We start from the raw sequence: 18,317 nt of genomic DNA, 5'->3' as shown, positions 1-18,317 counted from the left end.
CGGTGACCTGGTCTTTCAGTATTTCAATTGGGCCACGGCACGCAATTCCTCCGGGGACGCTGTGCCAAAACCGAAGAACTCCAGGTAGGCCGGGATCATCTCGAAGAGCATGTCGGTGCCGACCTGCACCTGGCAGCCTTTGGCCTTGGCGGCCTGCAGCAGCGGCGTGTATTCGGTCTTCATCACGACCTCGCCGACGAAGGTGTCGGGGCTGATGCGGTCCACGTCGAAGGGCAGCGGGTCGCCCTCCTTCATGCCGAGCGGCGTGGCGTTGACAACCACGTCGAAGCCGGCCGGGTCTTTGGAGCCCGTGGTCACCGTCATCTGCGGGTAGTTTTCGCGCAGGCGCGCGGCCAGCGCATTGGCCGACGCATCGCTCATGTCGAACAGCATCAGCTCGGCCGCACCGGCCGCCGCGATCGACGCCGCAATGGCCGAACCCACACCACCGGTGCCGGACACCAGCACCCGCGTGCCCTTGAACAGCCGTCCCTTGCGCTCCACGCCGCGCACGAAACCGGCGCCGTCGAACTGGTCGCCCAGCAGCGTGCCGTCGGGCCGCTTGAGGATGGCGTTGCAGGCGCCCGCGACGCGCGCGGTCGGCGTCACTTCGTCCACCAGCGCCATCGTCGTGACCTTGTGCGGCATCGTGACGAGCGCGCCGCGGATGTTCGAGAGCTTGAAGATCTGCGGCAGCGAGGCCGCGTAATCCTCGGGCTTCACACCCATCGGCACCACTACCGCATCGATGCCCTGCTTGTCGAACCAGGGGTTGTAGATCATCGGCGCCTTGAAGGCCTCGGTGGGATAGCCGAGGTGGGCGATGAGCGTTGTCTTGCCGGAAATCATGGGACTCGTTTCGTTGAAAGGATGAGGCTCACCTTGTCAGGCGACGTTCACGGAGTGGTAGCGGATCGGCTGCGAAATCTCGCCATGCATGGCCGGCGGATAGACGATCTCGCGCAAAAAATTCGCATCGGCCCGCAGCGCCGTGGCCGCATCGGCGTGACCGAAGTAGCGCAGGTAATGCGGCATCTGCTGGATCAGCATCTCGAAGCCGGCCTGTGCATGAAGCCCGCGCGCACGGGCCGCGCGCACCAGCGGCGTGGGCTGGTTGCGCAGAAGAATGTCGAACAGCGCCGCATGGCTGTCCATGCGCGCCACGTCGAGCGGCAGCGCATCGCCCTCGACCAGCCCCAGCGGCGTGGCGTTGATCACGAGGTCGTAGCCCTCGGGCGCGTTGCTGTCGACCGCGACCACCGTGGCGTCGAAGAAGGCATCGAGCTTGGCGGCCACGCCAGCCGCCTTGCCCGCTGCGCTGTCGTAGAAGGCGATGTGCTCCGCGCCATTCACCGTGCCGCCCTCGGCCAGCGCCACGCCGATGGCCGCGGCGCTCACGCCCGCGCCGAGGATCAGCACGCGCTTGCCGCGAAAGGGCGTGTTGTAGTGGTCGAGCGCACCGATGAGGCCTTCGCCGTCGAACAGGTCGCCTTCGAGCTGGTCGCCCTCGGTGCGTCGCACCACGTTGACCGAGCCTGCCACGCGCCCGAACAGGCCGCAGCCGTCGAGCAGGTCGACCACCAGCGGCTTGTGCGGCGGCGCGATCACCATGCCGCGCACATTGCGCGCAAGAAAGGCCGACTTGAAGAACACCGCGAAGTCGCGCACCGGCACCTGCATGGGCAGCAGCACGGCGTCGATGCCGAAGCGCTCGAAGGCGGCGTTGAACATGCGCGGCAGCCGCACGTTGCGGACCGGATCGCCCGGGATCAGATACGCCTGGGTGCTGCCGCTGATGGAATGGCTCATGTGCTTGCTTTCCGTTCGTCAATCGCTCTTTGGGAGGCCGGATGCCGAGCTTTATAGTCCGATCCTCTCTCTTGCGCAGCCCCGAACAGGCCAAACGTTCGATCATCGATCTTTAAAAATCGTTAATCGTTCAAACCAAGGGTTTTCACCCCCACTTTATGCAGCTTCAAAACCGGCCACCGCAGGCACACTTCCGCCCATGAGCAAGGACGATTCGACCCCGCCCACCGGCCTGGACAAGCGCGACTGGATTGCCGGCCTGGAGCGCGGCGTGAGCATCATCGAAGCCTTCGACGATGCCAACCCGCGCCTGACCGCCAGCCAGGCCGGCCAGCGCACGGACATGACGCGCACCGCCGCAAGGCGCTACCTGCTGACGCTGCAGCACATGGGCTACGTGGCGAGCGACGGCAAGCTGTTCTGGCTCACGCCGCGTGTGCTGCGCCTGGGCCGCTCGTACCTGGAATCGGCCCGCCTGCCGCGCGTGGTGCAGCCCTTTCTGCAGCGCGTGGCCGCCGGCACCAACGAGATCGCCTACCTCAGCGTGATGGACGGCGACGAGGTGATCTACATCGCGCGCAACGGCCCCAACCGCAGCATGAGCACCGGCTACGTGCTGGGCGCGCGCGTGCCGGCGCAGGTCACGGCCGCGGGCATGCTGATGCTCGCGCTGCGCGGCGACGCGGAGCTGAACGAGTGGCTGTCGACGCGGCAACTGCAGGTGTTCACCCCGCACACCATCGCGAGCATGGAACGCATGAAGCTCGAACTCGCGCGCATCCGGACGCAGGGCTGGGCGCTGTCGGAGCAGCAGCTCGACCTCAATTCACGCGGCATCGCGGTGCCGCTGCGCGACCGGCACGGCGCGCTGGTGGGTGCGCTGAACATCACGATGCCGATGGGGCATGAAAGCTCCGAAGACGCGGTGGCGCGCGTGCTGCCGGTGCTGCGCGAGACGGCGCAGGCGATGCGCAACCTGATCTGATCGTCGCCACCGCCATGACCCTCCCCGCGCCCGAACTGCCTGAGTGGGCCCGGCAATCCGAGCCGGTGGAAGGCGTGCAGATCGACATCGGCTTCGTGATTGCGCCGTCGTTTTACTTCGGCCCAGAGAACGGTTTTTCGGCGGTGCAATGGGAAGCCCTGCGCGAGCCGCTGGAGCCGCCGGCGATTCCCCTCGTGGCGCAGCACTTCGTTCTGTCAGCAGACAGTATCGGCAAGGCAGACGCGCTGTGCCGGCACTACCGCGACGTGTTCGACAAGGCCGCGCACCACGGCAAGGACCCGCGCCGCGGCGCCTATTTCTGGAACCGACCGGTCGTCCATGTGCCGGGCGGGCTTGTGCTGAGCTTTCCGTGGCATGACCACTTCATCGACGGCCGGCTCTTCATCGAGTCGCTGGCCACCGACGAAGCGGGCGAAGTGTTTTCCTGCTATGAGCAGGGTTGGGAGTTCGACCTGCACCTGCACGACGGAACGCTCTACCTGCGGGAGGGCGACCCAGACTCGGGCGCCACGCACCACAACCTGCGCTTTGCCCACGAACCCGTGCGGGCGCAGGTCGCGGGCGTGATGACTCGCGTCGAAGCGCTCATCGCCAGGCTCACCCGCGAATTCGGCCGGGATTATTGGACCCCTAGAAACTGACAGCATTCCGACAGCATCCACCGGGCAGGATGCGCGCTTTCAAACCAAAAGCGCTGGAGACAAAGCCCCATGTCCGACCTCTTCCCGAATGACGCAGCACTGAACCGCCGCCACTGGCTGCAAGCCGGCGGCGCCCTGACGCTCGGCGGCCTGCTGCCTTCCCTGGCCTCGGCGCAAGACACCTGGCCCAGCAAGTCGATCCGCTTCGTTGTGCCCTTCGCGCCGGGCGGCAGCTCGGAAATCGTCGCGCGCTCCACGGCCGCTGAACTCTCGCGCACCTTGGGCCAGAGCGTGTTCGTCGACAACAAGCCGGGCGCGGCCGGCAACATCGCGATGAGCGAGGTGGCGCGCAGCACCGACCAGCACACGATCATCCTCGGACACATCGGCACGCTAGCGGTCAACCCGTACATCTTTGCCAAGCTGCCCTACGACGCCAACAAGGACTTCAAGCCCGTGAGCCTGCTGGCCAAGGTGCCCAGCTTGTACGTGGTGCACCCCGACGTGCCGGCGAAGAACCTCAAGGAATTCATCGCCTACGCCAAGTCGAAGCCGGGCAAGCTGAGCTACGGCTCCGCCGGCAACGGCAGCGCCGGCCACCTGGCCTTCGAGTACCTGAAGATGACGGCCGATGTGTTCATGCTGCACGTGCCCTACCGGGGCACCGGGCCGATGGTGACCGACCTGCTCTCGGGCCGGCTCGATGCCTCGGCCATCGGTGCGGCGGCCATCATTCCCTTCATCAAGGCCGGCAAGTTGCGCTGCATCGCCACCGGCTCGGTCAAGCGGCTGCCGCAGTTGCCCGATGTGCCGACCGTGGCCGAGCAAGGCTTCCCCGGCTTCGAGATGACGCAGTGGTACGGCATGCTGGCACCGGCCAATTTCGCGCCGGCCAACCTGGTCAAGCTCTCGGCCGAGACGATGAAGGCGGTGAAGTCGCCCGACTCGATGCAACGCCTGACCGCCGATGCGGCCGAAGCCGTTGGCGGCACGCCCGAGCAGTTCACGCAGTTCATCGCGGCCGAGCAGGCGCGCTGGCAGAAAGTCATCGCAAGGGCAAACATCAAGCCTGATTGAGCGTTTCACGCTCTAGCATCGCGCCATGCGCATCCTGCTGGCCGAAGACGAACACACCCTGGGCACCTGGCTCTGCAAGGCGCTGGAGCATGCGGGCATCCAGGTCGAATGGGTGGACGACGGGCGGCTGGCCGACCGGGCGCTGCAGCAGCGCGACCACGACGCACTGGTGCTCGACCTGGGCCTGCCCGGCATGGACGGCCACACGGTGCTGCAACGCCTGCGCGAGCGCGACCAGCGGCTGCCGGCGCTGATTCTCACGGCGCGCGATTCGGTGAACGAGCGTGTCGCCTCGCTCAACGCGGGTGCCGACGACTTTCTGGCCAAGCCCTTCGCACTGGCCGAACTGGAAGCGCGCCTGCATGCGCTGGTGCGCCGGGCGCGCGGCGTCGAGCATCCGCGCCTGGCTTGCGGCCCGCTGGTGTACGACAGCGCGCGGCGGCATTTCACGCTGAACGGCGAAGCACTCGCCCTGTCGCCGCGCGAGCTGGCGGTGCTGCGCGTGCTGGTGCAGCGCAGTGGCGAGCCGCTGTCCAAGCAGCAGATCCTGGAGCGGGTGTTTTCCGACGACGAAGAAGTGCACCCCGAGGCGGTAGAGGTTTTTGTCTATCGGTTGCGCAAGCGCCTGGACGGCAGCGGCGTGCGCATCGTCACGCTGCGCGGGCTCGGCTACGTATTGGAAGCGGACTGAGTGAGCGCGTTGCTGCGCCTGCGTGAACGGCTGCGCCGCGCGAGCCTGTGGCAGCGGCTCGCGCTGCTGCTGTTCCCCGCCCTGCTGGTGGTGACGGGCCTCGAACTGTGGATGACGCGGCACGATGCATTGGCTGCTGCCAATGCGGCCTACGACCGCTCGCTGCTGGGCGCGCTGAAATCCATCGACGCCAATATCTCGACCGCCTCGGGTGGCCTCTCGGTCGAACTGCCGTACACGATGTTCGAGTTCTTCGAGCTGACAGCCAGCGGTCAGGTGTTCTTTCGGGTCGCGACCTCCGACGGGCTGGTCGAACTGGGCAGCGCGGACCTGCCCGCACCGCCGGTCGAACTGGCGATGGGCGTGCCGGCCTTCTACGACGCCATCTACTTCGGCGAAGCCGTGCGGCTGGCCGCCTACCGGCGTGACCTCGACCGCGCACCAGCCGGCAGCGCGGGCCGCAGCGTGCTGATCCAGGTGGGTGAGAGCACGCGCTCGCGGCAGGAGTTCAGCGCGCGCTTCGTGCGCAGCGCAGCGCTGCGTGACGGGCTGGTGCTGGCGATGCTGTTGTGCGGCACCGCCTTTGCGCTCGCAGCGGCGCTGCGGCCGCTGTCGCGGCTGGCGCGCGAGGTGCAGTCACGCACGCCCGACGACCTGACGCGCATCGCGGAGGCCGACCTGCCGGCCGAGGTGCGGCCGCTGGTGGCAGCGGTCAACCAGCAGATGTCACGCACGCAAGACCTGGTGACGCAGCAGCGCCAGTTTCTGGACGATGCCTCGCACCAGTTGCGCACGCACCTGACCACGCTGCAGATGCAGGCCGACTACGCACGGCGCGAACAAGATCCGGCGCAGGTGCAGGTCGCGCTCGATGCGCTGGGCACCGAGATCGGCCGCGCGACGCGCAGCGCACAGCAACTGCTGGCGCTCGGCCGCAGCGACACGGTATCGGTCGAGCCCGCCGAATTCGATCTTGCGGCGCTGCTGCGCGAAGTGGCGGTCGACCTGCTGCCGCTGGCGCGTGCCAAGCGCATCGACCTGGGCATTCATTCGCCCGTGCCGGAATTTGCGGCCACTGCAGATCGGGGGCTCATGCGCGAGGCATTGAGCAACCTGGTGACGAACGCCATCGCCTACACGCCCGTCGAAGGAACGATCACGCTCTTCGCCGCGGGCGATGCGGCAGGCTGGAGCCTCAACGTCGAAGACGACGGCCCAGGCCTGAGCGAAGAAGAACGCGCCGCGCTGGGCCAGCGCTTCCGGCGTGGCGCGCGCGCAGGCAAGGGCGGATTCGGACTCGGTCTGGCCATTGCACGCTCCATCGCGCAGCGGCACCGTGGCGAGTTGCGACTCGAATCCCGCGAGGCCGGCACGGGCTTGCATGCGATCATCTGGTGGCCTCGCCCTGCCGCTGCCTGAACGGCACGCCGCCACACTCATGCAGCCAATCCCCGCCACCCGCCGCCATGCCCTTCGCGCGCTGTCCGCGCTGCTGATGCCATGGTTCGGCCTGCGCGCAATGGCGGCGGACGATCCCTCGCAGGGCCCTGCCGAATGCGTGATTCCCGCCAAGGCCGGCGGCGGCTTCGCATTGACTTGCGCGCTCGCACGCGACGCGTTGCAGGCGGTGCGCCCTGCACGTGCGCCGTTGGCGCAACGCTATCTGCCGGGCGGCATCGGCGCTGTCGCCTTCGACCGCATCGCCACCGGTCGCCTCGGCGGGCCGGGCACGCTGGTTGCGTTTTCAAGTGGCTCGCTGCTCAACCTCGCGCAAGGCCGCTTCGGCCCGCATCCGCCATCGGCCGTGCGCTGGATCGCCACGCTGGGCACCGACTACGGCGTGATTGCGGTGCACCGCGACTCGCCCTACAAGCGCCTGCAGGACCTGGTCGCCGCGCTGCGGCTAGAGCCGTCGCGCATCGCCTTCGGCGCGGGCGGCACCGTCGGCAGCCAGGACTGGGTGAAGGCCGCGCTGCTGGTGCGCGCCGCGGGGCGCGACCACAAGGCCATGCGCTTCGTGTCCTTCGAGGGCGGCGGCGACGCGCTGGGCGCAATGCAGGGCAAGCACGTCGACGTGTTCCCCGGCGACGCGGCCGAAGCCCTGCAGGCCATTGCGAGCGGCGCGACGGTGCGCCTGCTGGCCGTGCTGTCCGACAAGCGCCTGGGCGGTGTGCTCACCGGCGTGCCGACCGCGCGCGAGCAAGGCGTGGACCTGGTGTGGCCGACCGTTCGCGGCCTCTACCTGAGCGCGGACGTGCCCGAGGCCGCCGTGCGCGCATGGACCGCTGCCTTTCGCGAAGCGAGCGCCGCGCCCGGCTATGCCGCATTGCGCGAACAGCACGGGCTCTACCCCTTCGACCTGACCGGCCCCGCGCTCGACGACTACGTGCAGGCGCAGATCAAGACCTATCGCCAGCTTGCAGACGAACTGGGCCTTCGGCGCTGGCATCCCTGAACGCAGGCAAGATCGCGCCCATGACCGAAGACGCCATCACCGAACACTTCATCGACCTCCTGGCCGGCGGCCACTTTCAGGTGGCTGACGACAACACCTTCTTCTTCCACAACGCGGACAACAAGTTCCCCTTTGCCACGATCGTGACGAAGGACAGCGAGTTCGACAGCGCCTCGAAGCTGGACCGCCCCGGCGTGTTCCGCCTGAACACTGGCGTGGGCAAGGAGACCTTTCGCGCGCTGTTTGGCGAGGCGGATACCGCTGGCGTCGACTACGCCGCGTTGGACAAGCTGATGCCGCATCCCGTGTACGCCAAGATGTACTGGGTCAGCGTCATCAACCCGAGCGCGAAGACCTTCGCGACGGTGAAGCCGCTGATCGCCGAAGCACTCGCTCTCGCACGTTCGCGCGACAAGGCGAAGTAGCTGCAGTCCGTCTCAGGCAGCCTTCAGGAAGACATCGTGATCAGGCGCGAAGTTGGCGTGCAGCGGCAGCATCGCGCCACCGAGCGCGCAGGCCTGCGCGCCTGCCCTGCCGCCGTGTAGCTGCGGCGCCCACAGGCCTTCCCAGTTGCATTGCGCCAAGGCGGCGCGGGTCTGGTCGAGCAGCGCTTGCAGCAGCCCGCGCGACATTGAACCATCCATCACCACATCGGGCAGGTCGAGCATCGCGGTGCCGCTCACGATGGCGTGCGCCAGCGCCTGCGATGCGGTCGCCAGCCATGCCTGGGTGGCGGCGGCGTATGGCGCCTGCAACGCGCGGTCGTCATAGGCTGCGGTGGCATCGAGGCCTTCGCTGCGCAGGCGCTGCTCCAGCTCCCACAGCGAGGCTTGCGCCATCAGTTGCTGCGGCAGCGCGCCGCCGACGCTGGGTGGCTGCACGGGCAATGAAGCGAGTGCACCCGCATTGCCATGGCCACCCGTGTGCAGGTGCGAGTTGATGACCAGGCCGCCCCCCACGAAGGTATCGACAAAGATGTAGAGAAAGCTCTTGAGGTCGTGCCCCCGCCCACCGACCAGTTCGGCCACGCAAGCAGCCACCGTGTCGCGCGCGAAGCTCACCGGCACGTCGGTGCGCGCACGCACCTCGGCCGCCAGATCCATCTGGTTCCAGCGGTCGGACTGCGCCTTCGACAGCCCCAGCGTGCGGTGCCAGCCGCCGAGCTGGAACGGCGCCGCCACGCCTGCGCCGACATTGCGAACCGCCAACGGCCCGAGCCCGTCACGCAACCGATGGATGTGCTGCGCGATGGCGGGCAACAGCTCTTCCACGTCCGGAAAGGCATAGCTGATCGCATGGCGCTCGCGCACCTGCGCGGTGAAGTCGATCAGCAGCCATTCGGCGCCGCGCCGCCCGACCTTGATGCCAATGGCGAAGGCGCCATCGGGGTTGAGCGCCAGCGGCACCGAAGGTTGCCCTATGCGGCCGCGCACGCGGCTCTGCTTGACGATCAGTTGGTCTTCTTCGAGCCGCGCGGTGATGAGCCCGATGGTCTGCGCGCTCAGCCCGGTCAGCCGTGCGAGGTCGGCCTTGGGCAGGCTCGTGTGAACGCGCAGCGCCTGCAGTACCACGCGTTCGTTGAACTGGCGCATGCCGACCTGGTTGGAGCCGCGCGGGCGCAGCAGGTCGGGTGGGCGCGCAGTGGTTCCTGCATCAGGCATGCGCCTCCGCGGGCAACTGGTCGGCGGTCATGGCGCCGGTCATCACGGCCACCGTGTCGCTCATGCTGATCTTCTTCGGGTTGAGCACGGCGGCGCGTTTGCCGAGACGCGCGACGTGGATGCGATCGGCCACCTCGAACACGTGTGGCATGTTGTGGCTGATGAGCACCACGGGCAGGCCGCGATCGCGCACGCGGCGGATCAACTCCAGCACCATGTTGCCTTCTTTCACGCCGAGCGCGGCGGTGGGCTCGTCCATGATGACGACGTGCCGCGCGAAGGCCGCGCTGCGTGCCACCGCCACGCACTGGCGCTGTCCGCCCGAGAGCGTTTCGACCGCCTGCGTCATCGACTGGATGCCGACCTTCAGGTCGGACATGCGCGCCATGCTTTCCTGCAGCATCTTCTTCTTGTCGAGCATGCCAAGCACGTTGCCCAGGAAGCCGGGGCGACGCAATTCGCGGCCGAGGAAGAGGTTCTCGTAGATGGTCATGGCGGGTGCCACGGCCAGGTCTTGATAGACCGTCTCGATGCCGGCGCGGCGCGCATCGAGCGGATTGCGAAAGTGCACGAGCGCACCGTCGAGCAGGATCTCGCCCTGGTCGGGCACAACCGCACCCGACAGCGCCTTGATGAGCGAAGACTTGCCTGCGCCGTTGTCGCCGATCACCGCGAGGATTTCTCCTTCGCGCAGTTCGAAGTCGACACCGTCGAGTGCGACGACCTGGCCGTAGCGCTTCACCAGGCCCTTGGCCTGCATCACGATCTTGGGGTTTGCCACTGCGTTCATTTCAGTTTTCCATCACGCTGGTGTGCGCCCCACGACGCGCATGAAACTGGTCGAGGTGCTTTTGTTGACTTTGCTGTTTCGGGGGCGGCTGCATTCGGGGTGCGTGCGAATGGCACCAGGAGCTCCCCTCCGCGAATGTCCCCCGCTTCGCTCCTCCTTTATTTCGCTGCGGGGAGCACCCGGTGTCATTCGCACATGGGCACGCTGCTGGTGATCCTGCGATCAACCACCGCTCGGTCCAACGCTCACGTCGATACGGGGCTCTTTTTCGCGAAATAAAGGAGGAGCGAAGCGGGGGACATTCGCGAAAAAGAGCACCGTGTCGGCGTGAGCGACGCCCTGAACAGCAGCCCGAAACACCAAGAGCCGACCCAACAGCAACACAAAGTGCGCGAAGACAAAAGGAGCGTCTCATGCTAGCGAGCTCCCCGACGCGACAGCTGATCAGCAGCCACCGCAAGAATCACGAGCACGCCCGTCACCAGCACCTGGTAGATCGACGACACGCCCATCAGCGTGAGCCCGTTGCGGAACACGCCCACGATCAGCACACCGATCAGCGAGCCCAGCACGATGCCGCGTCCGCCGAACAGGCTGGTGCCGCCGAGCACCACCGCCGTGATGGCGTCGAGGTTCTCGGTCTGGCCTGCGTTCGGGTCGCCCACGCCAGTGCGTGCCACCGACAACAGCGAGGCAATGCCATACAGCACACCCGCCGCCACGTACACACCGAGCAGCACGCGCTGCGTCGGAATGCCGACCAGCCGCGTGGCCTCGGCGTTGTTGCCGACCGCGTAGATATGACGCCCCGCCGCCGTCTCGCGCAGCACGAACCACGCAAGCGCATAGAGCGCCACCATCAGCACCGAGCCCCACGCCACTTCGGCGCTGCCGATGGCGAAGGTGGTGCCCAGCCCCGTGAGGCCGGCGGGCAGGTCGGTGATGGTCTGCGACGACGAATAGAGTTGAGTGATCGCGAAGGCGATGTTCAGCGTGCCCAGCGTCACGATGAAAGGCGGCAGCTTGATGCGCGTGACCAGCAGGCCGTTGAGCAAACCGAACAGCGTGGTCACACCGATGCCGCACAGGATGGCCACCGGCACCGGCATGCCCAGCTCGGTCGCGAACTTGGTCATGATGATTCCGCCCAACGCCATCACCATGCCGCACGACAAGTCGATGCCCGCGGTGAGGATGATGAGCGTCTGGCCGATGGCGATCACGCCGACCACCATCACCTGCTGCAGGATCAGCGAGAGGTTGCCGCCCGTGAGGAAACGGTCGGACTGGGTCGCAAAGAAAATGCATGCGCCAAGAAGGGCCAGCCACGGCCCCAGGGCGCCCCACGGAATGTGGTGCGTTGCGGATTTCGCCATCGGTGTGTTCTCCCTGGGGCTCTCTGTTCTGTTCGCTTGTTTACTTCTTGCCCCAGCACAACTCGGCGCCGGTCTTGGTGTCCTTGCTTTCGACACCCGTCACGCTCTTGCCGGCGATCAGCGTCACGCCGGTGTCGACATAACCCGTGGCCTTCTTGCCGGTCTTGGCGAACTCCACGCCCGCGGCCACGCCCATGGCGGCCATCTTCAGCGGGTACTGCTGCGAGGTCGCGGCGATGATGCCGGCGTTGGTGTCCTTGATGCCCTGGCAACCGCCGTCGACCGAGACGATCATCACGCCCTTCTCCTTGCCTGCGCGCTTGAGCGCGTTGTAGGCACCGGCCGCTGCGGGTTCGTTGATCGTGTAGACCAGGTTCACCTCGGGCGCCTTCTGCAGGCAGTTTTCCATCACCGTCTGCGCCTTGGCCTGGTCGCCGTAGCTGTCGGCCATGCAGACGATCTCTGGCGCCTTCGACAGTTCGTTCGACTTGGCGTCGTTCGCTGCGAGCCCGAAGCCCTTCATGAAACCGTTGTGGCGTTGCGCGCCCACCGGGTGGCCCGGCAGCAGGTCGAGCGCGACGATCTTGGGCGTCTTGCCGGCCATCGCGGCCTTGGCGTATTCGCCGATCAGCACGCCGGCGGTGTAGTTGTTGGTGGCGAAGAGCGCGTCGGTGGCATCCGGTGGATCGGCCGGGCTGTCGAGCGCGATCACCATGATGCCCTTGTCGCGCGCCTTCTTGATCGCCGGCACGATGGCCTTCGCGTCGCTCGGCGTGATCAGGATGGTCTTGGCGCCGGCCGCGATCATGTTTTCCATCGCGGTGATCTGGCCCGCGTTGTCGCCGTCGGCCTTGCCCGCGCCCGACAGCAGCTTGGCGCCGAGCTTCTTGGCTTCTTCCTGCGCGCCTTCCTTCATCTTCACGAAGAAGGGGTTGGTCTCGGTCTTGGTGACCAGGCCGATGATGGGCTGGTCTGCTGCAAAGGCGGCCGATGCGGCCAAAGACATGGCCGCCATGGCCAGGATGGAGCGGGAGCTGAACATGGTTTGTCTCCGTGGGCAGGCGGCCATGCGCCTGCGGTCTGTTGAACCGGATGCGTGCCCTGCAAGAAGGCGCGGTATCCGAACGCAGGAGGACTATCGGTCAGCGAGGCGACTAAATCAAGTGACTTTAGTTATCGAAAACCCGAAGGCCGATGCGTTGAATTTGTAGCTGCAGATCGCCTTCGGCTCAGCGCGAGAAGTGCTGATCGACGATGGCATGGGACGACTTGTCGATTCTGAAAACAGGTTCCGGAAAGCCTGCCATCGCGCGGCCCGCCATGTCATTCATTTGCATGCCGTTCATCGCAAGAGGGTGCACAAAAAAATAGTCGACTCATTGCGTCAGAACAAAGTTTTCCCTCTTTCATCTGCTTTCCCAAAATTGATGCAAATAGGTGTCGCGCCCTTCCACGTCCTCGCGCATCAGCCTTGCGCATTGACCGAATCTCGACAGAATGGCCTGACGCCAATTCGGCAAAACAATCAGCGACGAGAGGAATGGCGGGTGATCGGTGATCTGACCGGAATACTGAAAAGCCAGCCCGAAATAGCGCTCTTCCTCGTGCTCGCCATCGGCTATGCCGTGGGCCAGATCCGCTTCGGGCCCATCCAACTCGGCGGCATCTGCGGCACGCTGATTGCCTCGCTCGTTGTCGGCCAGTTGGGCATCACGCTCGACGACAGCGTGAAGAACGTGTTCTTCATGCTCTTCATCTTCGCGCTCGGCTACGCAGGCGGCCCGCAGTTCTTTGCCAACCTCGATGCCAAGGGTTTGCGGCTCGGGTTGCTGTGTCTTGTCGAAGTCGTCGTGGTGCTCGCGCTGGTGCTGGGCGCCACCTTCTTGCTGTCGCTCGACCAAGGCACCGCTGCGGGCCTGATGGCCGGGGCCGCGACCGAATCGGCGGTGGTGGGCACGGCGACCGACGCCATCTCCAAGCTGGCCCTGCCGCTGTCGGACATCCAGCAGTTGCAGGCCAATGTGGTCACGGCTTATTCCATCACCTATGTGTTTGGCCTGATCGCCATCGTGGTCGTCACGAGCCAGGTCTTTCCGCTGCTGCTGCGCGTCGACCTGCGCGCCGAGGCCGACAAGCTCTGGAAGACGATGGGCGGTGGCGGCGACGATCCGGACGCGGCCAGCGCCACGCCCGAGATGGTGGGCCGCGTGTTCCAGGTCACGGTGGGCCGGGGCCGCACGGTCGGCGAACTCACGACCATCTTCGGTGGGCAGGCCCACATCGAGCGCGTGATGCGGCGCGGCCAGAGCCTCGCGGTCGAGCCCACGCTGCGGCTGCAGGCCTTCGACCAGGTGCTGGCCATCGGACGCCGCGCCGCGCTGGTCAACGTGGCCGAGTTGCTGGGCCGCGAGTTCGCAGACACCACGGCCTTCGATGCGGTCGTGGAGACCACCGAGGTCGTGGTCAACCGGCGCGAATGGTTCGGCCGCGAACTGCGCGTGCTGGACGCGGCCCTGCCGCCTGCCGTGCAGATCGTGGGCCTGGCACGCGATGGCAACGTCATGCCGCTGCTGCACGACGTGAAGCTGCAGCGCGGCGACGTGCTCAAGCTCTATGCGCCCGTGCCCGACATGAACAAGGCGCTGCCGCTGGTCGGCGACCGCGTGGTCGTTTCCACGCGCAGCAACATCAGCTTCGCGGCCATGGGCATCCTGCTCGGCGTGTTCATCGGCGGCTTCAGCGTCAAGCTCGGCGGCATTCCGTTCTCGCTCGGCACCGGCGGCGGCGCGCTGCTTACCGGCCTGGCCTTCGGCTGGTATCAGGCAAAGAACCCGCACCGCCTGAGCGTGCCGCCGGATGCGCTCGCGCTGATGAAAGACCTGGGCCTGGCCACCTTCATCGCCTGCGTCGGCCTGGCCTCGGGGCCGCAGGCGCTGTCGTTGATCAAGAAGTTCGGCATCGCGCTGCCGCTGGTCGGCGTGGCCGTCGCGGTGGTGCCGGCAACCATTTCGCTCTTCGTCGGCCACCGGCTGCTCAAGCTCGAAGCGCCGGTGCTGCTCGGCGCCATTGCCGGCCAGCAATGCAGCACGCCTGCGCTCAGCGCGGTGCAGAACGCTGCCGGCAATGCCACGCCGCTGCTCGGCTACACGATCACCTATGCCATCTCGAATGTGGTGCTGCCGCTGATGGGCCCGTTGATCGTGGCGCTGGCGGGGGTGGTGCATGCGGCGAAGTAAGGGATTGGCTCCTTCCCCTCCCGGGGGAAGACTGGGATGGGGGCAAGCGGCGCTTGCAACACGGCGGCGCTCAATCGATGGCCGTCGTGCCCCCACCCCAACCCGCCCCCGAAAGGGGAGGGAGAAAAACGAAAACCTGAAAGGACATTGACCTATGGAATGGCTGCATGAACTCTTCAAGAAGTCGCCAGAGATGGCGCTCTTTCTTTCGCTGGCGGTCGGCTACTGGATAGGCAAGATCAAGTTCGGCAAATTCCAGCTCGGCGGCGTGGCGGGCTCGCTGCTGGTGGCGGTGATCGTGAGCCAGGTGGGCGTGCACGTCGACGGCGGCGTGAAGGCCGTGCTGTTCGCCCTCTTCATCTATGCGGTGGGCTTCGAGAGCGGGCCGCAGTTCTTCAGCTCGCTCGGCAGGCAGTCGGTCAAAGAGATCATCCTGGCCGCGGTGATGGCGGCGACCGGCCTGGCGACCGTGGTGATCATGGCCAAGCTGGTCGGGCTCGACAAGGGCCTGGCGGCGGGCGTGGCGGCGGGTGGCCTGACGCAGTCGGCCATCATCGGCACGGCCAGCGATGCCATCGGCAAGCTCGGGCTCGCGGCGGCCGAAACAGCGCGGCTGCAGAGCAACGTGGCCATCGGCTATGCGGTGACCTATGTGTTCGGCTCCTTCGGCGCCATCATCGTGTGCGTCAACATCCTGCCCAAGCTGATGGGCCGAACCATCCGCGACGACGCCATCGCGGCCGAGACGGCCATGCAGGCCGGCGTGAAGGTGCTGGGCCCCGACCAGGAAGAAGCGGCGCCCTCGCTGGTCGGCCGCATCTACGAACTGACGAGCGATCCGAAGCGCACGGTGGCCGACATCGAGAACCAGAACCCGGCGACCACCATCACCATCGAGCGCGTGAAGCGCGGCGGCAAGTTCATCGAGGTCAGCCCCGAGCTGATGCTGCACCAGGGCGACATCGTGCTCGCGGTCGGCCGGCGCGATGCGGTGGTGGGCAGTGCCCCGCTGCTGGGGAAAGAGGTCTACGCGGTCGACGGCATGGAACTCACCCTGCAAAAGCGCGAGATCGTGCTGACCAACAAGCAGTTCGACCACAAGACGGTAGACGAGATCCGCAAAACCACCGCCGGCGGCGTGCGCCACGGCATCTTCGTGACGGGGCTGAGCCGCATGGGCAAGGTGCTGCCGATGCAGCCCGACACCGTGGTGCAGACCGGCGACCTGGTGTCGATCTTCGGTGCCGAGCAGGATGTGAAGCGCGTGGCCGCCATCATCGGCGACGTGATCGTGCCGAGTGCCAAGACCGACTTCGTGTACCTGGGCGCGGGACTGGTGGTGGGGCTGCTGGTCGGCCTGCTGAGCGTGAAGGTCGGCAACATCCCGCTGACGCTGGGTGCCGGTGGCGGCGCACTGCTGTCGGGCCTGCTCTTCGGCTGGTATCGCGCCAAGCGCCAGACCTTCGGCGCACTGCCGCCGAGCGCGGTGCAGTTGCTGAAAGACCTGGGCCTTGCGGGCTTCGTCGTGGTGGTGGGCCTGTCTTCGGGCCTGCAGGCGGTGGAGACGATCAAGCAACTGGGCCTGACCATCTTCGGCGTGGGCGTGGTGGTGACCATCGTGCCGATGCTGCTGACCATGCTGTTCGGCCGCTACGTGCTGCGCTACAGCAACACGGCCATCTTCGCGGGCGCGCTGAGCGGTTCGCGCAGCGCCAACCCGGCCTTCGGCGAAGTGCTCGACAAGGCGGAGAACACCACGCCCACCGTGCCGTTTGCCATCACCTATGCGCTGGCGAATGTGTTCCTCACCCTGCTCGGCCCGTTGATCGTCGCGCTCGTCTGAGCGCGGCACGCGGCCGCTTCCTTTCTCTTTTTTTCCTCAACCAGGAGCTTTGCAATGGACTTCAGCGACGTGAAAAAACTCGGCGGACTGAGCCCCTTCGAACTGAAGGATGCCCTGATCCAGGTCGCCAAGCAGAGCGACCGCCTCATGCTCAATGCGGGGCGCGGCAACCCGAACTTCCTGGCGACCACGCCGCGGCACGGCTTCTTCCAGTTCGGGCTGTTCGCAATGACCGAGAGCGAGCGCTCGTACATCTACATGGAGGGCGTGGGCGGGTTTCCGCAGCGCGAAGGCATCGAGTCGCGCTTCGAGATTTTTGCCAAGTCGCATGCGGGTGAGCCGGGCACGCGCTTCATCGAGGCGGCCGTCTCGTATGTGCGCGACCAGCTCGGCCTGTCGGCCGGCGATTTCATCTACGAGATGTGCGAGGCCATCCTCGGCTGCAACTACCCGGTGCCCGACCGCATGCTGCGCCTGTCCGAGATCATCGTGGGGCAGTACATCCACAAGGAGATGATCGGCACGCACCCCTTCGTGGGCAAGTTCGACATGTACGCGGTCGAGGGCGGCACCGCCGCCATGACCTACCTGTTCAACAGCCTGCGCGAAAACCACCTGCTGCAGCCCGGCGACACCATCGCGCTGGGCATGCCGATCTTCACGCCGTACATCGAGATTCCGCACCTCAACGACTACCAGTTGATCGAGGCGCTGATCGATGCGCCGCCGGAAAACAACTGGCAGTTCACCAAGAAGGAACTGCAGAAGCTGCTCGACCCGAAGGTCAAGGCCTTTTTCCTGTGCAACCCGAGCAACCCGCCCTCGGTGAAGATCAACGACGAGGTGCTGGGCTACATCGCCGACATCGTGAAGCAGCGGCCCGACCTCATCATCCTGACGGACGATGTGTACGGCACCTTCGCGGACAACTTCCGCTCGCTGTTCGCGATCTGTCCGAACAACACCATCCTGGTGTATTCGTTCTCCAAGTACTTCGGCGCCACCGGCTGGCGCATGGGCGTGGTGGCCACGCATGAGGACAACATCCTCGACCGCCAGATCGCGGCGCTTTCCGAAGCCAAGCTGAAGGAACTCGACGCGCGCTACAGCTCCATCACCACCGAGCCGCGCAAGCTGAAGTTCATCGACCGGCTGGTGGCCGACAGCCGCACCGTGGCGCTCAACCACACGGCCGGGCTTTCCACGCCGGTGCAGGCGCAGATGGTGATGTTCTCGCTGTTCTGCCTGATGGACGAGCCGGACGCCTACAAGAAATCGATGAAGCACATCGTCCTGCGCCGCAAGGAAGCGCTGTACCGCGAACTGGGCCTGCCGCTGGAGGTCGACCCGAACTCGGTGAGCTACTACCACCTGCTCGACCTGCAGGACATCGCCACGCAGATGCACGGCGAGCGCTTTGGCAAATGGATCGTGACCAAGCTGCAGCCGAACGAAGCGCTGTTCCGCATCGCAGAGGAAACAAGCATCGTGCTGCTGCCGGGACGCGGCTTCGGCGGGAAGCACGCGTCAGGCCGCGTGTCGCTGGCCAACCTCAACGAATACGACTACGCGAACATCGGGCGCTCGCTGCGCAAGCTGGCGTCGGAGTACTTTGCGTTGTTCGAGAAGGAGGACGGGGGTGGGCGCGCGGCCAAGGGCGGCGGAGCAGCCAAGAGCAAGAAGCCGGGCAAGGCCGGGAAGAAATAGATCTGTGCCCGGGGCAACCGCCTGC

16 protein-coding genes are annotated in these 18,317 nt (G+C 66.3%); 10 read left to right on the top strand and 6 right to left on the bottom strand.

Going from position 1 to position 18,317, the window contains the following annotated elements; translation table 11 throughout:
- Positions 1-15: 15 nt before the first annotated feature.
- Together H7F35_RS24505 and H7F35_RS24500 are read right to left on the bottom strand one after the other, a co-directional pair.
- Positions 16-849 (bottom strand): shikimate dehydrogenase family protein, encoded by an 834-nt coding sequence (locus tag H7F35_RS24505; protein WP_187109155.1) that lies wholly within the window; start codon positions 847-849, stop codon positions 16-18.
- Positions 850-885: 36 nt separating this feature from the next.
- The gene (locus H7F35_RS24500) at positions 886-1,809 is read right to left on the bottom strand and encodes a shikimate dehydrogenase family protein (RefSeq protein WP_187109154.1); all 924 of its coding nucleotides are present in this window, start codon (positions 1,807-1,809) and stop codon (positions 886-888) included.
- Positions 1,810-2,008: 199 nt separating this feature from the next.
- Between H7F35_RS24500 and H7F35_RS24495 the strand changes: the two genes are divergently transcribed.
- The 7 genes from H7F35_RS24495 (at position 2,009) to H7F35_RS24465 (ending at position 8,104) form a co-directional block, all read left to right on the top strand.
- Entirely contained in the window at positions 2,009-2,794 is a 786-nt protein-coding gene (locus tag H7F35_RS24495; RefSeq protein WP_187109153.1) for an IclR family transcriptional regulator C-terminal domain-containing protein, read from the top strand.
- A gap of 14 nt (positions 2,795-2,808) precedes the next feature.
- Positions 2,809-3,456 (top strand): hypothetical protein, encoded by a 648-nt coding sequence (locus H7F35_RS24490; protein WP_187109152.1) that lies wholly within the window; start codon positions 2,809-2,811, stop codon positions 3,454-3,456.
- Positions 3,457-3,525: 69 nt separating this feature from the next.
- Positions 3,526-4,533 (top strand): Bug family tripartite tricarboxylate transporter substrate binding protein, encoded by a 1,008-nt coding sequence (locus H7F35_RS24485; protein ID WP_187109151.1) that lies wholly within the window; start codon positions 3,526-3,528, stop codon positions 4,531-4,533.
- A gap of 25 nt (positions 4,534-4,558) precedes the next feature.
- Positions 4,559-5,224 (top strand): response regulator, encoded by a 666-nt coding sequence (locus H7F35_RS24480; RefSeq protein WP_187109150.1) that lies wholly within the window; start codon positions 4,559-4,561, stop codon positions 5,222-5,224.
- Positions 5,225-6,643 (top strand): sensor histidine kinase, encoded by a 1,419-nt coding sequence (locus H7F35_RS24475; RefSeq protein WP_410010728.1) that lies wholly within the window; start codon positions 5,225-5,227, stop codon positions 6,641-6,643.
- 19 nt (positions 6,644-6,662) lie between these two features.
- Positions 6,663-7,679 (top strand): Bug family tripartite tricarboxylate transporter substrate binding protein, encoded by a 1,017-nt coding sequence (locus H7F35_RS24470; RefSeq protein ID WP_187109149.1) that lies wholly within the window; start codon positions 6,663-6,665, stop codon positions 7,677-7,679.
- A gap of 20 nt (positions 7,680-7,699) precedes the next feature.
- Entirely contained in the window at positions 7,700-8,104 is a 405-nt protein-coding gene (locus H7F35_RS24465; RefSeq protein WP_187109148.1) for a DUF6194 family protein, read from the top strand.
- A 12-nt stretch (positions 8,105-8,116) separates the two neighbouring features.
- On the opposite strand, the gene H7F35_RS24460 is transcribed toward H7F35_RS24465, so the two are convergent.
- From H7F35_RS24460 to H7F35_RS24445, 4 genes are all read right to left on the bottom strand, one after another.
- Positions 8,117-9,340, bottom strand: coding sequence for an ROK family transcriptional regulator (locus H7F35_RS24460; protein ID WP_187109147.1), 1,224 nt, complete (start codon positions 9,338-9,340; stop codon positions 8,117-8,119).
- Positions 9,333-10,130 carry an ATP-binding cassette domain-containing protein gene (locus tag H7F35_RS24455; RefSeq protein ID WP_187109146.1) on the bottom strand — a complete coding sequence of 266 codons (798 nt, stop codon included), beginning with the start codon at positions 10,128-10,130 and terminating at the stop codon, positions 9,333-9,335. The genes H7F35_RS24460 and H7F35_RS24455 overlap by 8 nt, the downstream gene beginning before the upstream one ends.
- Positions 10,131-10,546: 416 nt before the next feature.
- A complete protein-coding gene (locus H7F35_RS24450) occupies positions 10,547-11,506 on the bottom strand; it encodes an ABC transporter permease (protein WP_187109145.1) in 960 nt (319 codons plus the stop codon).
- Between the two features lie 40 nt (positions 11,507-11,546).
- Positions 11,547-12,548 carry a sugar ABC transporter substrate-binding protein gene (locus tag H7F35_RS24445; RefSeq protein ID WP_187109144.1) on the bottom strand — a complete coding sequence of 334 codons (1,002 nt, stop codon included), beginning with the start codon at positions 12,546-12,548 and terminating at the stop codon, positions 11,547-11,549.
- A gap of 505 nt (positions 12,549-13,053) precedes the next feature.
- Between H7F35_RS24445 and aspT (H7F35_RS24440) the strand changes: the two genes are divergently transcribed.
- From aspT (H7F35_RS24440) to H7F35_RS24430, 3 genes are all read left to right on the top strand, one after another.
- A complete protein-coding gene (gene aspT / locus H7F35_RS24440; RefSeq protein WP_261803331.1) occupies positions 13,054-14,742 on the top strand; it encodes an aspartate-alanine antiporter in 1,689 nt (562 codons plus the stop codon).
- A 154-nt stretch (positions 14,743-14,896) separates the two neighbouring features.
- A complete protein-coding gene (gene aspT, locus H7F35_RS24435; protein WP_187109142.1) occupies positions 14,897-16,585 on the top strand; it encodes an aspartate-alanine antiporter in 1,689 nt (562 codons plus the stop codon).
- A gap of 54 nt (positions 16,586-16,639) precedes the next feature.
- Positions 16,640-18,292, top strand: coding sequence for a bifunctional aspartate transaminase/aspartate 4-decarboxylase (locus tag H7F35_RS24430; RefSeq protein ID WP_187109141.1), 1,653 nt, complete (start codon positions 16,640-16,642; stop codon positions 18,290-18,292).
- Positions 18,293-18,317: the final 25 nt, after the last annotated feature.

The organism is Variovorax sp. PAMC26660, from assembly GCF_014302995.1.
GTDB lineage: Bacteria > Pseudomonadota > Gammaproteobacteria > Burkholderiales > Burkholderiaceae_C > Variovorax.
The sequence above is the reverse complement of the archived record's forward strand: the minus strand, read 5'-3'. Positions and strand labels throughout refer to the sequence as shown.